At 68.9% G+C, this 14,692-nt stretch carries 13 protein-coding genes and 1 tRNA gene; 3 read left to right on the top strand and 11 right to left on the bottom strand.

Going from position 1 to position 14,692, the window contains the following annotated elements:
• Positions 1–455, top strand: a 455-nt coding sequence (locus FJ311_01200) for a hypothetical protein (protein ID MBM3950052.1), incomplete at its 5' end; no start/stop codon positions are given.
• On the opposite strand, the gene FJ311_01195 is transcribed toward FJ311_01200, so the two are convergent.
• The 7 genes from FJ311_01195 to FJ311_01165 all read right to left on the bottom strand — a co-directional run bounded on the left by FJ311_01195 (position 452) and on the right by FJ311_01165 (position 7,456).
• Positions 452–1,495: a taurine ABC transporter substrate-binding protein gene (locus FJ311_01195; protein ID MBM3950051.1), complete on the bottom strand. Its 1,044-nt coding sequence runs from the start codon at positions 1,493–1,495 to the stop codon at positions 452–454. The two genes, FJ311_01200 and FJ311_01195, sit on opposite strands and share 4 nt — an antisense overlap.
• 51 nt (positions 1,496–1,546) lie before the next feature.
• Positions 1,547–2,275 (bottom strand): HAD-IA family hydrolase, encoded by a 729-nt coding sequence (locus FJ311_01190; protein ID MBM3950050.1) that lies wholly within the window; start codon positions 2,273–2,275, stop codon positions 1,547–1,549.
• 38 nt (positions 2,276–2,313) lie between these two features.
• A complete protein-coding gene (locus tag FJ311_01185) occupies positions 2,314–3,162 on the bottom strand; it encodes an EamA family transporter (GenBank protein MBM3950049.1) in 849 nt (282 codons plus the stop codon).
• Between the two features lie 8 nt (positions 3,163–3,170).
• Positions 3,171–4,442, bottom strand: coding sequence for an FAD-dependent oxidoreductase (locus FJ311_01180; protein ID MBM3950048.1), 1,272 nt, complete (start codon positions 4,440–4,442; stop codon positions 3,171–3,173).
• A complete protein-coding gene (locus FJ311_01175; GenBank protein ID MBM3950047.1) occupies positions 4,439–6,163 on the bottom strand; it encodes a putative 2-aminoethylphosphonate ABC transporter permease subunit in 1,725 nt (574 codons plus the stop codon). The genes FJ311_01180 and FJ311_01175 overlap by 4 nt, the downstream gene beginning before the upstream one ends.
• 45 nt (positions 6,164–6,208) lie before the next feature.
• A complete protein-coding gene (locus tag FJ311_01170; GenBank protein MBM3950046.1) occupies positions 6,209–7,225 on the bottom strand; it encodes a putative 2-aminoethylphosphonate ABC transporter substrate-binding protein in 1,017 nt (338 codons plus the stop codon).
• A gap of 157 nt (positions 7,226–7,382) precedes the next feature.
• Positions 7,383–7,456, bottom strand: a tRNA-Gln gene (locus FJ311_01165).
• A gap of 155 nt (positions 7,457–7,611) precedes the next feature.
• Between FJ311_01165 and FJ311_01160 the strand changes: the two genes are divergently transcribed.
• A complete protein-coding gene (locus FJ311_01160; GenBank protein MBM3950045.1) occupies positions 7,612–8,145 on the top strand; it encodes a superoxide dismutase family protein in 534 nt (177 codons plus the stop codon).
• A gap of 40 nt (positions 8,146–8,185) precedes the next feature.
• Here FJ311_01160 and FJ311_01155 read toward each other — a convergent pair whose 3' ends face one another.
• Positions 8,186–9,049 carry a 4-(cytidine 5'-diphospho)-2-C-methyl-D-erythritol kinase gene (locus tag FJ311_01155; GenBank protein ID MBM3950044.1) on the bottom strand — a complete coding sequence of 288 codons (864 nt, stop codon included), beginning with the start codon at positions 9,047–9,049 and terminating at the stop codon, positions 8,186–8,188.
• Positions 9,050–9,056: 7 nt separating this feature from the next.
• The gene (locus FJ311_01150; GenBank protein ID MBM3950043.1) at positions 9,057–10,802 is read right to left on the bottom strand and encodes a tetratricopeptide repeat protein; all 1,746 of its coding nucleotides are present in this window, start codon (positions 10,800–10,802) and stop codon (positions 9,057–9,059) included.
• Between the two features lie 120 nt (positions 10,803–10,922).
• Between FJ311_01150 and tusE the strand changes: the two genes are divergently transcribed.
• Positions 10,923–11,246, top strand: coding sequence for a TusE/DsrC/DsvC family sulfur relay protein (gene tusE / locus FJ311_01145; protein MBM3950042.1), 324 nt, complete (start codon positions 10,923–10,925; stop codon positions 11,244–11,246).
• A gap of 93 nt (positions 11,247–11,339) precedes the next feature.
• Here the strand turns inward: tusE and FJ311_01140 are convergent, their stop codons facing one another.
• Entirely contained in the window at positions 11,340–12,992 is a 1,653-nt protein-coding gene (locus tag FJ311_01140) for an electron transfer flavoprotein-ubiquinone oxidoreductase (protein ID MBM3950041.1), read from the bottom strand.
• A 273-nt stretch (positions 12,993–13,265) separates the two neighbouring features.
• On the bottom strand, positions 13,266–14,687 hold the full coding sequence (locus FJ311_01135; protein ID MBM3950040.1) for an amidase: 1,422 nt from the start codon (positions 14,685–14,687) through the stop codon (positions 13,266–13,268).
• Positions 14,688–14,692: the final 5 nt, after the last annotated feature.

The raw sequence follows: 14,692 nt of genomic DNA, 5'->3' as shown, positions 1-14,692 counted from the left end.
ACGCGGCTGCCGCCTTCAAGAAGATCGCCGAGGCCAAGGCGCCGTTCGCCTCGCGCGGCGACAACAGCGGCACCCATCAGGCGGAACTGGAAATCTGGCACCAGGCCAAGGTCGATCCGAAGGGCGCGGCCTGGTACCGCTCGACCGGCTCGGGCATGGGCGCGACGCTGAACACGGCGGCTGGCATGGGCGCCTACGCGCTGGCCGATCGCGGCACCTGGATCGGCTTCAAGAACAAGGCGGACATGACGATCGTGGTCGAGGGCGATCCGGCGCTGTTCAACCCCTACGGCGTCATGGCCGTCAACCCGGCCAAGCACCCGCACGTCAAGGCCAAGGACGCGAGCGCGTTCGTCGATTGGCTGATCTCGGCCGAGGGCCAGGCGGCGATCGCCTCCTTCAAGCTCGACGGCCGGCAGCTTTTCTTCCCCGATGCGAAGAAATCACGCTCCTAGCGCCGCGGGGCGCCGGCCGCGTCCTGCCGCGCCTGCAGGGCGGCCTTGGCCCAGCGATCGGTGATATAGGGGCTGTAATCGGGCAGCACCTTTTCGACCATGCCGAAGCGGTCGAGATATTGCGCGGTCGCCTGCAGCGTCTTGGCCGCGCCCCCGACGCCGCCGCCGCCCAACCAGGCGATCGACAGTTGTTCCTCGAGGGTCGGAATTTTGATCATCTTCAGCGACGTGACGACGTTCGAATGCGGGCCGAGAAATTTGACGATGGTCTGGATTTCGCGAGAATCGCCGGTCCAGCGGTCGGCGTTGGCGGCGTAGTTTCGGTTGACGGCGTCGAGCACCTTCACGAACCCGCGCATGAACTCCGGGTTCGCCGTGCTCCAGTCGCGTCGGACGACAAATCCGTCGAAGGTCGGTTTTCCCCAGCGATTGAGCCAGCCGGACCACACCAGAACCCTCCCCGACGACAACAACCGATCGAGGGTCGGTATGCCGATATACGCGGCGTCAATACCGCCTGTCCTCCAGGCGGCGAGAATTTCGCTGGGTCTCATGTCGTAGATGTCGATCTCGTTCTCGGTAATATTGAACTGGTCCAGGGCGAACAACAGGTGAAAATGATGGGTCGACCAGAACGGCGTCGCGATTCGCTTGCCGCGAAGTTGCCGCGGTTCCTCGATCCCGCTCCGGCTGTGGACCACCAGGCCTTCGGTGATGTCGGTTTCCTTGGCGATCCAAAATAGATCCTCTTCCGCACCCTTGCTCATGACGACCGTGATTTGGGTGGAGCCGGAATAGGCGATCTGCACCTTGCCCTGGTGCAAGGCATCCATCGACCCCGCGCCGGTCTCATAGGGGAACCAGGAGATCGTGTATCCGGTTTCGCGCGAGAAGGCGCCGCTGCCCAACGCGAACAGCCAGGGGGCGGTGACAGGCACATAGCTGATCGAAACGGTTTTGTCCTGGCTCCGCGCGGGCGCAGGCACAACCGACAGCGCGGCAACGACGCACGCCGCGACGACGCGAAAGAATGCCTTCATGCGCGCCTCCTTACGGTTGCATACCGATTAAAGGAACTACGCGCGCGGCCGTCAACGCTTTCCGTCCATCCAGCCGCGAATCCGCGCCAGCGTGACCGGCGTGCCGTCCGGCCCGTGGTCGAGATCGCGGGCGACGGCGAGCGCGCCGGGGAAATCCCGCTCGTCCGTCCAGCGTGACGGCGCCACCACCGCCGCGATCCCGGCGGCCGTTGCCGCATGAAGACCGATCAGCGAATCTTCGATGGCGACGCAGGCCTGCGGCGGCAGCTTCAGGCGTTCGAGGGCCATGCGATAGACGGTGGGATCGGGCTTTTTGGCGTCCGCGTCCTCGCCGGCGGCGATGGCGGCGAACCAATCGGGGGAGTCCGCGCCGAACGATCCCTTGAGCAGCGCCAGCACGTTGCCGCGCGCCGACGTGGTGGCGATGGCGAGCCTAACGCCCGCGTCGCGCGCCTCGCCGATCAGGCGCTTGACGCCGGGCCGGACGGCAGGCGGCCGACCGGCGAGCAGCTTTTGGTACAACTCGGTCTTGGCCGCGTGCAGGCGTTTGGCCAGTTCGGCGGCCTCGCGTTCGTCGGCCGGGCCCACCTTGCGGATCCGCATGTAATGAGTCATCCGCTCGCGCCCGCCGCCGGTTTTGAGGAGTTCCCGGTAGAGTTCCCGATCCCACTCCCAGGGAAGGCCGAAGGCGCGGAAGATGTCGTTGAACGAAACCCGGTGCAGCTCCTCGGTTTCGGCGAGGGTCTCGTCCACGTCGAAGATCAGGGCGGCAGGGGCCATGGGCGCGTTATAGCCGTTTATCTCGATCGCGGGAACATTCAGAATCCGCCGAGCAGGACGACGATGCCGACCGCGACCACCGTCGAGGCGGCGATGCGTCGCGCGCCGTGTTTCTCGCGCAGGACGAAGCTGCCGATCAGGGCGGCGAAGATGACGCTGGTTTCCCTGAGCGCGGCGATGGAGGCCATCGGCGCGAGCGTCATGGCGTAAATGACGATGGCGTAGCCGCCGAACATCAGCAGGCCGCCGCCGAGACCCTTGCGCCAGCCGAAACGCAGCGCGTCCAGCGCCGCCCCGCGCCGCGCGGCAAACGCGGCGACGGTGATGACTAGGCCGGTCATGAGGTTGAGCGCGGCCGCGTAACCGATCGGATTGCCCGAAAGCCGCCCGCCGATGCCGTCGCTGATCGTGTAGCCGGCGATGGTCAGCCCGACCGCCATCGCCCACGCCACGGTCGCGGCGTGCTGGCGACCGGCGTTCCGCTGCCAGCCGAGCGCGATGATTCCGGCGGAAACGATCAGCACGCCGGCCGCGCCGGCAAGCGTCGGCCGCTCGCCGGCGATGAGGAACGATAGCAGCAGGGTAACGACCGGGGCCGAGCCACGCGCGACCGGATAGGCGAGACCCAAGTCGCCGGCGTGATAGGCGCGGACCAGAAAATAGAAATACGCCATCGAGATGACGGTCGAGACGAGCAGGTACGGCCAGGAGGCTGGCGCCGGCGGGCCGACGACGGCGAGGGTCGCCGCCGCGACCAGCATGGTCGGCGCCTTGACCAGCAGCAGCGCCAGCAGCCGGTCGTTGCCCATCTTGACGACCGCGTTCCAGCCGGCGTGCATCAAGGCCGCCAGCAGAACCAGCGCGACGATGGCGGGGTCGACGGCCACGCCCGAACCTAAAACCGGTCCGGCCGGTACGGCCGCAGATCGAAGCCGGGATCGCGGCCGGCGATCAGGTCGGCGATCAGGCTGCCGGTGACCGGGCCGCTGGTCATGCCGTTATGGCCGTGGCCGAAGGCGCAGAGAACGTCGGGATAGGCGGGCACCGGGCCGATGGCAGGGAGCGAATCGGGCAGGCACGGCCGGTGCCCCATCCATTCGGTGAAGCCGTCGGCGCGCGCCGCGGGAAAAATCCGCCGGGCCAAGTCCACCAGCCGGCGGGCCCGCGCCCAGTTGGGCGGGGCCGCGAGCCCCGCGAACTCGACCGTGCCGGCGACGCGCAAGCCGCCCTCCATCGGGGTGGCGTAAATCTTGGCGGCGGCGTCGGTCACCGGCAGGCGGGGTCGGATGCCGGGTTCGGGCAGGGTGACGTGGTAGCCGCGCTGGCTTTCGAGCGGAACGCGCAGCCCGGCCTGGCGCGCAAGCGGCGCCGACCACGCCCCGCCCGCGATGACCGCGCGCTCGGCCGCGATCTCGCCCGCGTCGGTGACGACGGCGGCGAGCCGGCGTCGGTCGAAACGCCATCCGGTCGCTTGCGCCCGGACCAGGCGCCCGCCGGTCGCGACGAAATGGTCGGCAAGCGCGCGCGTCAACCGATACGGCTCGGCGACGAAACCATGCTCGGGCAGCAGCATCCCGCAGCGGTAGCGGTCGGAAAGGTCGGGCAGGAGTTGCCGGAGGCCGTCGCCGTCGATCGCCTCGCACGGCACGCCACGCTCGCGCCGCAGGGTCCACTCGGTCGCGGCCGCGGCCAGCGCGGCCTCGCTTTCGTAGATCACCAGGGTGCCGGTGCGATGCACCAGCGCCTCGACTCCGGCCGCGCGCAGCAGCGGCGCGTAGCAGGCGAAGGTGCGTCCGTGGAGCGCGCGCAGCGCGTCGGCGATGGCCGCGATCCGCCCCGGGCGCCCGGCGCGCGCGAAGCGGATCAGCCACGGCAGCGCGAGCGGAAAATAGCGCGGCCGGATTGTCAGCGGCCCATCCGGATCGAGCAGCCAACCCGGCACCTTGTGTGCCGTGCCGGGCATGGAAAGCGGCACGCAACTGCCCGGGCTGAGCGCGCCGGCGTTGCCGCGCGAGGCGCCGTCGCCCGGCGCTTCGCGCTCGATCAGGGTGACGTCGTAGCCGTCGCGGCGCAAATAGAGCGCGCAGCAGACGCCGACGATGCCGGCGCCGATCACCGCGATCCGGGTCGGGCCGCCGGCGGCGGCGCGGGTCGGGTCGGCGCTCATCGGCCGCGCGCCCGCCAAGCCTGGGTGCGGCGTCCGATCGCGCGCGCGAGCGCGACATGGAGAATGCGCACCGCGACCGAGGTGACGACGATCACCATCGCCATCGCCGCGGCGGGCGCCAATTCCCCGGCGTCGTCCATGTTGAGGACCGCGATCGAAGCGAGATTGGTGTGGGTCGAATAGAGAAACACCACCGCCGACACGGTCGTCATCGCGTTGAGGAAGAAATACATGAAGATATCCAGGATCGCCGGCATGCTGATCGGCACCGTGACGCGCGCGAAGGTCTTGAGCCGGGGCGCCTTGAGCGAATCCGACACCGCCTCGAATTCGCGGTCGAGCTGCTTGAGCGCGGTCGACGCGGTCAGGTGCGTGACCGAGTAATAATGGACCATGGTCGACAACACCAGGATCGCGAACGTGCCGTAGAGCCCGCCGAGCGGATTGGCCGGCGCGTTGAAGAAAAAGATGTAGGCGAGGCCGAGCACCAGGCCCGGGATCGCGAGCGGCAGCAGGGCGAGCAGCTGGATCAGCCGGCGCAGGCGCGGCCACGCCTCGCCCTTCTCGACCAGGTAGGCGCCGAAGAACACCAGGATGGTTCCGGCGCCGGCGGTCCAGGCCGCGAGCGCGAGCGTGTTGCGATACGCCCGCCAGCCGCCGCCGGCGTAGCGCTCGAACTCGTAATGGGCCCAGGTCAGGCTCAGGTCGTAGGGCCAGAACTTGACCACCGAGGCGAAGGCGGCGGCGACGATCAGGCCGACGATCCACACCGCCACCAGCGCGCAGAACAGAAACCCGAGCGCGTCGGCGATCCGGTTGGGCTTCGGCTGGAACGGCACCGCGCGGGTGGTCAGCATGGCGACCTGGCCGCGCCGCGCCGCCTGGTCGATGGCGAAGGCGATCAAGGCCGGGATCAGCAGAACGACGCTGATCACCGCGCCCATTTCGAAGTCGTGCTGGCCGATGACCTGCTTGTAGACGTCGGTCGCGAGCACGTCGAACTGGCCGCCGATCACCTTGGGAACGCCGAAATCGGTGAAGGCATGGGTGAAGCCGGCGATCGCCGCGCCGATCAGGCCGTACTTGGCGCCGGGCAGCGTGACCGTGCGAAAGACGCGCCAGCGCCCCGCCTTGCACACGGCCGCCGCCTCGTAGAGCCGGCCGTCGGAAAGGCCGAGCCCGGCGTTGACGATGATGAACACGTGCGGGAAGACGGCGAAGGTCATGCCCATGACGATCCCGATCGGCCCGTAGACCGAATGGCCGAGCAGGAGATCCTTGAGGACCCCCTTGTTGCCGAACAGGTGCACCAGCGCGAGCGCCGGCAGGAGCGTCGGCGCCAACAGCGGGATCACCGCGACGATCCGGAACACTTCCTTGCCCGGCATGCAGGTGTGGGTCAGCGCGTAGGCGTAGCCGAAGGCGAGCGCGAGGGTGATCGCGGTGCTGAGCGCGGCGACGAACAGGCTGTTGTGAATCGAGCGGAACAGCGTCGGCGTCGAGAAATAGGTGGCGTAATGGGCGAGGCCGACGAACCGCCCGTCGGGCGCGGCCACGCTCTTCGAGAGCAGCGCGTAGAGCGGCAGAACCAGGAACGCGACCAGGAACGCCGCGACCAGCAGCAGGGCGGCGCGCTCGATCCATTCGTCGCGCCCCGCGCGGCGGCGCAATCCGCGCCGGGGCGAAAAACGGCCCAGGGCGGCGGCGGGCGGCGACGACACCGGATTCCCGTTATTGTCCGCGCGCGTACCTAATCCCGACCGGGGTCAGTTCTTCTTCGGCTCGGACTTGGCGTCGAAGCGGCGCGTCCATTCCTTGAGGATCGCGTCGCGATTGGCCGAGGCCCAGTCGAAATCGTTGGCCATGATCCGCTGGTCGAGATCGTTGGGCAGGTTCTTGATCGGGGTCATGTATTTCGGGATCGCCACCACGGCGCGGGTTTCGCCGTACAGCTTCATCGCCGTCGGCGAGGCCGCCCAGTCGGCGAGCTTCTTGGCGGCGTCGAGCTTCTTGGTCCCCTTGACGATGGCGAAGGCGTTCATGTCCCAGCCGAGCGCTTCCTTGGGAAAGACGATCTCGATCGGCGCGCCCTGCTCCTTGACGCGCGCGGCGCGCACGTCGAAGGCGATGCCGACGACGTATTCGCCCTTGCCGGCGAAGGTCGCCGGGGTCGAGCCGGAATGGGTGTAGCGGACGATGTTCTCGTGCAGGCGGGTCATGTAGTCCCAGCCCTTGGCCTCGCCGAAGGCCTGCAGCCAGGCCGAAACGTCGAGGAAGCCGGTGCCCGAGGACACCGGATTGGGCATGATCACCTGGCCCTTGTAGGCGGGCTTGGTCAGATCCTCCCAGGTTTCCGGCTTGGGAACCTTGAGGCGCGCGCCCTCGACCGTGTTGTAGACGATGGCCGCGATCCAGGCCGAGTTGCCGAACCAATACGGCGGGTCGGCCTTGTCCCTGAACTTGGCGGGAATCGAACCGATGTCCTTGGGCGCGTACGGCACCAGAAGGCCCTGGGTCTTGAGGACGCCGATGCTGCTGACGGCGAGGCCCCAGACCGCGTCGGCGCGCGGGTTGTCGCGTTCGGCCAGGATTTTGGCGGTGACGACGCCGGTCGAATCGCGCACCCAGTTGATGACGATGTCGGGGTTGTCCTTCTCGAACGCGGCCTTGTAGGGCTTGAGGTCGTCGTTCTCGTAGGCGGTGTAGATGGTCAGCTCGGTCTTCGCCGCCGCGGTCGCGCACCCGATAATCGCGGCCAGCGCGGCGATCCCGGCCACGCGCATCCCGGTTGCAATGCGCGAGATCAAATGTTCCATGTCGTCCTCCCTGTTCGCGCGGAGGTTCGCGACCGCCGCGTCGCCGTTTCAAGAGTGACAGGTCGGCCTACCCCCGGCAAGACCGCGGGTCGATGGCGAACGGCGCGGAGGAAACCGGAAAGATTGGCTGGGGCGCTAGGATTCGAACCTAGGATGGCGGTACCAAAAACCGCTGCCTTACCGCTTGGCTACGCCCCAATGGCGGCCTGCGCCGCCGGCGCCATACATAAGGTCTTCGGCGGCGCGCGGCAAGAACCCAGGTTTTCCGGGGGCTTCGGCCGATTTTGTCCGTCCGCGAGTCGTCCTATAATCGACGTCCGTCTTCGCGCGTCTCAACCCAAGGGAGATTCCGAATGAAAGCCATCCTCGCCGCCGCGCTCGTCGCCGGCGCCGCCGTCGCGTTCGCGCATCCAGCCTCGGCCGACGACCTCACCGTCAAGGTCTATCGCACGGCGGAGAAGGGCCAAGGCGAGGAGGTCGGCACCATCCGCTTCGTCGACGGCAAGCTCGGCCTCGAGATTTATCCGAAGCTCAAGGGCCTGCCGCCCGGCCCGCATGGCTTCCACATCCACGAAAACCGCTCCTGCGCGGCCAAGGCCAACCCGCAGGGCCAGATGGTCCTCGGCCTTGCCGCTGGCGGCCACTACGATCCGGGCAAGACCGGCAAGCACGAGGGGCCGCATTCGGACGGCGGGCATCTCGGCGATCTGCCGGTACTCGAGGTCAAGGCCGACGGCACCGCGTCGGGCAAGCTGCGCGCGCCGCGCCTCAAGGTCGCCGACATCAAGAAGCGCTCGGTGATGATCCACGCCGGCGGCGACAACTACAGCGACCAGCCCGCGGCCTTGGGCGGCGGCGGAGGACGCATCGCCTGCGGCGTGATCTAATCCGGCGTAGCGGCACGGAAGTGACGCGAAGCAGAAAAATTTAATTTTGGAGGGCGCCCGCCTGGACCCACCAGGCGGGATGCGCGCGCGCCACGGCGTCGGCGGCCGCGCGCGCGGCGCCGGGTTCGGCAAAAAGGGCGAAGCAGGTGGCGCCCGATCCGCTCATGCGCGCGATCAGGCACCCCGGCTGGCGCCGGAGCGCCGCCAGCACGTCGCCGATCGCCGGGCAAATCGCGCGCGCGGGTTCCTCCAGGTCGTTGCCGCGCGCCTTCAGCAATCGGGCGAGTCGGGCGGCGTCGCCGGGCGCCTCGGCGAAGCGCGCCGGCCGGGAAAAGGGCCCCGTGCGTCGGCGGAACACCTCCGGCGTCGCCACCGCTTGGCCCGGATTGGCGAGCACGATCGAAGCCTTCGGCAACGGCGGCGCGGGGGCGAGTTCCTCGCCGATCCCGCCCATGAACGCGGCCCGGCCGCCCAAACACACCGGCACGTCGGCGCCGAGGCGAAGGGCGAGCGCCGCGAGCGCTTCCGGCGCCGGGTTCGCGTTCCACAGGCACATCAGCGCGCGCAACGCGGCCGCCGCGTCGGCCGAGCCGCCGCCGATGCCGCTCGCCGCCGGCAGGCGCTTGGTCAGCCGAATGGCGGCGCCGCGTTTCTCTCCGGCCAACTCCGCGAGCGCGTAGCCCGCGCGCAGCACCAGATTGTCGTCGCCCGCGGGGATCGCGTCCGCGAACGGGCCGTCGACGGCGAGCGACAGGCGCTCGTCGGCACGGGCCTCGACGGTGTCGCCGATGTCGGCGAACGCAACCAGGCTGTCGAGCAAGTGATAGCCGTCCGGGCGCCGCCCGACCACGTGCAGGTAGAGATTGATCTTGGCCGGGGCCGCGACGCGGATCGGTTCCGTCATCGGCCGGTTAATGCACGCGGGTCGCGGGCGGGCCGTCGGGAAGGCCGTCGGTCAGCTTCTTGCGGATGGTTTCGATCAGGTCGGCCTCGGGCTTCAAGGTCAGCGCGCGTTCCCACTGAAAGCGCGCCTCGGTCCGCCGCCCCACCCGCCAGAAGGCGTCGCCGAGGTGGTCGTTGATGACCGGATCCTCGGGGCGCAGTTCGACCGCGCGCTCCAGTTCGCGCACCGCGTCCGCCCATTGGCCGAGCATGTAGTGCGCCCAGCCCAGGCTGTCGACGATGTAGCCGTCGTCGGGGCGCAGGCTCACCGCCTTGCGGATCATCTCGGTGGCGCGGTCCAGGTGCTGGCCCTTCTCGATCCACGAATAGCCGAGATAATTGAGAACGTAGGGTTGCTCAGGCTCGAATTCGAGCGCTTTCAGGAAATCGGCCTCGGCGCGCGGCCATTGCTGCGAGCGTTCCAGCGCGATGCCGCGCGAATAGAGCAGCGGCCAATGGCGCCGGTCGAGCGTCGGCACCCGCGCGAGCGCGCGATCGTAGGCCGCCGCCGCTTCCTTGAATTTCTTGCGCCCGCGCAGGATGTCGCCGAGTTGGATCAGGGCATCGGTGTCCTTGGGCTCGCTTTTCGCCAGCGCCTCCAGCCTGGCCACGGCTTCCTCGTCGCGGTCGAGGCGGTTGAGGTTGGCGGCGACGCGGGTGCGCGTCGCGCGATGGAGCGGCGCGGCCGGGTTGATGGCGTCGTAGACCGCGTTGGCGTCGGCCCAGCGCCGGTCGCCTTCGAGCAGGTCGGCGAGCAGGACCTGCGCCGACGGAAAATCGGGGCGGAGGTGAAGCGCGATCCGGACCAGCTGATACGCGGTCTCGCGCACGTTCTGCTGGCGGAACGCGCCGGCGAGGCCGAGCAGCGCCTCGGCCGCGCCGTCGGTCGCGGACGCGATCTCCGGCTTCGGCGCCTTGCCGCCGCTTTCGATGCGCCGCCAGACGTCGTCGAGCAGGCGCGAATCGGGACTCTTCGCGCGATAGGATTCGTAAACCGCCCTGGCCTTGTCGCGCTCGCCCGCGCGCTCGAGGAGATTGCCGAGCAAGGAGGCCAGCCTTGCGGTCGGCCCGCCTTCGCCGTCGGCGATCTTGCGGTAGGCGGCCTCGGCGGCGGCCTTGTCGCCGGCGACGTCGGCGATCAGCGCGCCGTGCAGTTCGACCAGCCCTTGCGCGCCGTTGCGCGCGCCAAGCCGGGCGAGCGCCGCTTCCGCCGCCTTGCGGTCGCCCCGGCCCGTCTCCGCCCAGGCCGCGAGCAGCGGCCCGGCCAATCCGCCGATGCCGTCGGTGCCGAGGGCGTCGAGCCGGGCGATGGCGTCGGCCCATCGGCCGCGCTTGATGTCGTCGGCGGCGCGCAGGATTTCGGGATAGACGAGGCGCGCCGAGTCCTCCTTGGTCATGCGCCCGGCCAATTTGAGCGCGTCGGCGATCTTGCCCTCGCCGAGATGGAGGACGAACGCGCGCCGGATCAGGTCGGGATTGTCCGGCTCGCGCGCGAGCACGGCGGAATAGAAGGTGATGGCGTTGCCCATTTCGCGCACCGCCTGGGCGTGGCGGCCGGCGAGGTAGTTGCCGCTGGTGGTGGCGCCCGGCTTCGGCGTCTCGCCCTGATCCGATTTGGGCGCGTCCGGCTTGGGCGCGGCCGTGGCCGGATCGAGCCGCACGCCGAGCAGCGCGAGGACGAGCCATAAGGAGGCGAGCGAAAGGTTTCGAATCATGGAAGCATTGTAGCGATGCGCGCGGGCGCGCTCAAACCCGTTCCCTTGCGCCCGGGAGAGGGGGGATTAAGATACGCGCCCGCGGGACACGGACCCAAAATCGTTCGAGGAGAAAAAACCATGACCGCCATAACGCCATCGGTTCGCACCGATCCGGATGGCTATCTGATCGACCCCTCCGATTGGACCGAGGACATCGCCCGCACGCTCGCCGAGCGGGAAGGGATTGCCTTGACCGACGAGCATTGGGACGTCATCCGCTTCATGCGCGCCTATTGGGAAGAACACCGTATCGCCCCCGATGCCCGCTTCGTCGTCCGCCATCTGAAGGAGACGCGCCAAGCGTCCCGCGACCGCCTGTTCGAGCTGTTTCCCTACGGCTACGTGCAGCAGGCGTGCAAGATCGCCGGCATGATGCGCCCGCGCTCCTGGAGCACCGGCTGAGACCGTCGTCCCTGGCTCGTCACCCCCGCGGAAGCGGGGGTCCATGACGTCGCTGGATTCCCGCTTGCGCGGGAATGACGTAAAAAACGCCCCTCACATATTCGGATAATTCGGCCCGCCGCCGCCCTCGGGGGTTTTCCAGACGATATTCTGGGTCGGGTCCTTGATGTCGCAGGTCTTGCAGTGGACGCAGTTCTGGGCGTTGATCTGGAGCCGCGTCTCGCCCCCCGTTTCGATAAACTCGTAGACCCCGGCCGGGCAGAAGCGCGCCTCGGGCCCGCCGTAGCGCGCGAGGTTGACCGCGACCGGCACGCGCGAGTCCCTGAGCGTCAGGTGGCAGGGCTGGTTTTCCTCGTGATTGGCGCCGGAGAGAAACACCGAGGAAAGCTTGTCGAAGGATATTTTCCCGTCGGGCTTGGGGTAGGCGACCGGCCGCGCGGCGGCGGCGGGACGAAGTCGCTCGTGATCGGCGTGGTGGTGGAACGTCCACGGCGCCCGCCCGCGCAATAAATACGTGTCGATGGCCGAATAGGCGATGCCGCCCCAAAGGCCCCAGCGGAACGCCGGGCGCACGTTGCGCGCGCGATAGAGATCGTCCCATACCCAGGAACGGTGCAAGGAGTCGGGATAGGCGTCGAGCGCGGTCGCGCGGCCCCCCGCCTTGATCGCCGGCCACGCCGCCTCGGCGGCGCACATCGCCGACTTCATCGCCGTGTGACTGCCCTTGATCTTGGGGACATCGAGGAACCCGGCCGAACAGCCGATCAAGGCGCCGCCCGGAAAAACCAGTTTCGGAACCGACTGGAAACCGCCCTCGTTGAGAGCGCGGGCGCCGTAGGCGACGCGGCGTCCGCCCTCGAAAACGGTGCGGATGGCGGGATGGGTCTTGAAGCGCTGGAATTCGTCGAACGGGCTCAGGTGCGGATTGGCGTAATCGAGGCCGACCACGAATCCGACCGCGACCTGGTTGTTTTCCAGGTGATAGAGGAACGAGCCGCCGTAGGTCGCGCTGTCCAGCGGCCAGCCGACCGTGTGCACGATCAGCCCCGGCCGGTGCTTTTCCGGCGCCACTTCCCACAGTTCCTTGATCCCGATGCCGTAGGTTTGCGGATCGCAATCCCGGCGCAGGTCGAAACGCCTGATCAGGGTTTCCGAGAGCGAACCCCGGCAGCCTTCGGCGAACAAGGTGTAGCGCGCGCTTAAGTTCACCCCCGGCTGGTGGTTGGCGGTCGGCTTCCCGTCGCGCCCGATGCCCTGGTCGCCGGTGGCGACGCCCGCGACGGCGCCTCGCTCGTCGTACAGCACTTCGGCGGCGGCGAAGCCGGGAAAGATTTCGACGCCGAGGGCTTCCGCTTCCTTGGCGAGCCAGCGGCAGAGGTTGCCGAGGCTCGCGATGTAGTTGCCGGCGTTGTGCATTTGCGGCGGCGTCGGCAGGCGGATCGCGTGTCTTTCGGTCAGGAACAGGAATCGGTCCTCGCTCGCGGGCGTGGCGAGCGGCGCGCCGCGCTCCTTCCAGTCGGGGAGAAGTTCATCGAGCGCGCGCGGCTCGATCACCGCGCCCGAGAGAATATGGGCGCCGATCTCGGCGCCCTTCTCGACCACGCAGACCGACACCTCGCCGCCGTCCGCCCGCGCAAGCTGCTTCAAGCGGATCGCGGCGGCGAGCCCCGCCGGGCCGCCGCCCACGATCACCACGTCGAAGCCCATGGTCTCGCGGGTCGTCGTCGCGGGGGGCGAGTCGGTCATGGAGGCGCCTCGTTGCACGTCTTTATCATATCCGGGCCGGGTTGGGCTTCCGCCATGCCCGTCACCGCCGATCCCGCGCCCGCCGGTCGATCAACGGCCTTGACACGGGCCCTAACATAGGATATATAGCCTAACTTAGCGACAGGGCGGAATCTGTCCGGCGCGCGCCGACGAAATGGCGCTCATCTGAATATTCTATATTGATCAAAGGCTTATGGTCGTTTTGGCGCGTGCTTGCCCGGCCATCTTCCGGCGCGGGCGCGGGTTTCCCGCTTACAGCGCGGGCGCCTGGCGGTGCCAATCGGTCGCGCGCTCGTAGGCGCGCGACGCGCGCAGCAGCGTGCTTTCCGCGAACGGGCGCGCCGCCAACTGGAACGCCGCCGGCAAGCCGTTGGCGGCGAACCCGCACGGCACCGAAATCGACGGCAGCGCCAGGAAATTGAACGGCCGGGTGCAATGGCCCATGGCCGTCATCTGGCGGGCGAAGCCGGGATTGGCGCCGACGTCCGATTCGGCGATGGTCGGCGGGGAGGCGACCATGACCGGCACGTGCAGCACGTCGCAGCGTTCGAAAACCGCCTTGCAGAAGGCGCGCACCAACGCCTTCCGCCAGGCGAGCGCCTCGATGTACGCGCTCGCCGGAACCAGCAACCCGGCCGCGAGTCGCGCGAGCGTCTGGGGGCCGTAGTCGCGGGCGTGGTCCGGGAGCTGGCGGCCGTGGGCGGCCGCGCCCTCGGTCGCGGTGATCAGGAGCGTGAGCGGATTGGCGGCGGCGATGTCGGGAATGTCGACCTCGATCACTTGCGCGCCTTCGGCCCGGAACACCTCGAGGCTGGCTTGCACCAGCTTGGTCATTTCCGGCGTCAGCGGATCGTAGAAGTAGGACGTGGGCACGCCGACGCGCAGGCCCCGGACGCCGCCTTCGAGGCGGGGCACGGTCGGCTCGGGCGCGCGCCGGCTCGATCCCGGATCGCGCGGATCGAACCCGGCGATGGCGTCATAGATCAGCGCGCAGTCGGTCACGGTGCGGGCAAGCGGGCCGACGGTGTCGAGGGAAAACGACAGCGCCAGCGCGCCGTAGCGGCTGACCCGGCCGAGGGTCGGCTTGAGGCCGACGATGCCGCAGGCCGCCGCCGGAAAGCGGATCGAGCCGCCGGTATCCGAGCCGAGCGCGCCGTAGACCAGCCGCGCGGCGACCGCCGCCGCCGCGCCGCTGGAGGACCCGCCGGTGATGTGCGCGGGATTCCACGGGTTGCGCGGCGTGCCGACGACGACGTTATGGCCGGTGAGTCCGAGGGCGAATTCGACCATGGCGAGGCGCGCGATCTCGATCGCGCCGGCGGCATCCAGGCGCTCCAGCGCCGCCGCCGTCGTTCGGGCCGGAACATCGTTGAGAAAGCGCGAGCCGCACCCGCTCGGTCTTCCGGCGCGGAAATACATGTCCTTGTGGGCGAGCGGCACGCCGTGCAGGAACCCGCGCGCGCGGCCCTTGGCGAGATCGGCGTCGGCCGCCTTGGCCTGGCGGAGCGCGTCCTCTTCGTCGAGGCCGGCGAGGCAGTTGAGCCGGTCCGGCCCGCCGAATCGCTTGAGGCGCGCGAGCGCCGCCTCGGTCGCCTCGACGGACGTGATCCGCTTGGCGCGGATGGCGTCCGCGACCTCGGCCAGCGACAGGTCGGCGATCGTTTCGTCGGCCACGTTGG

This window comes from Rhodospirillales bacterium, assembly GCA_016872535.1.
Lineage (GTDB): Bacteria > Pseudomonadota > Alphaproteobacteria > Rhodospirillales > 2-12-FULL-67-15 > 2-12-FULL-67-15.
This window is presented reverse-complemented; position numbering and strand designations above follow the sequence as displayed.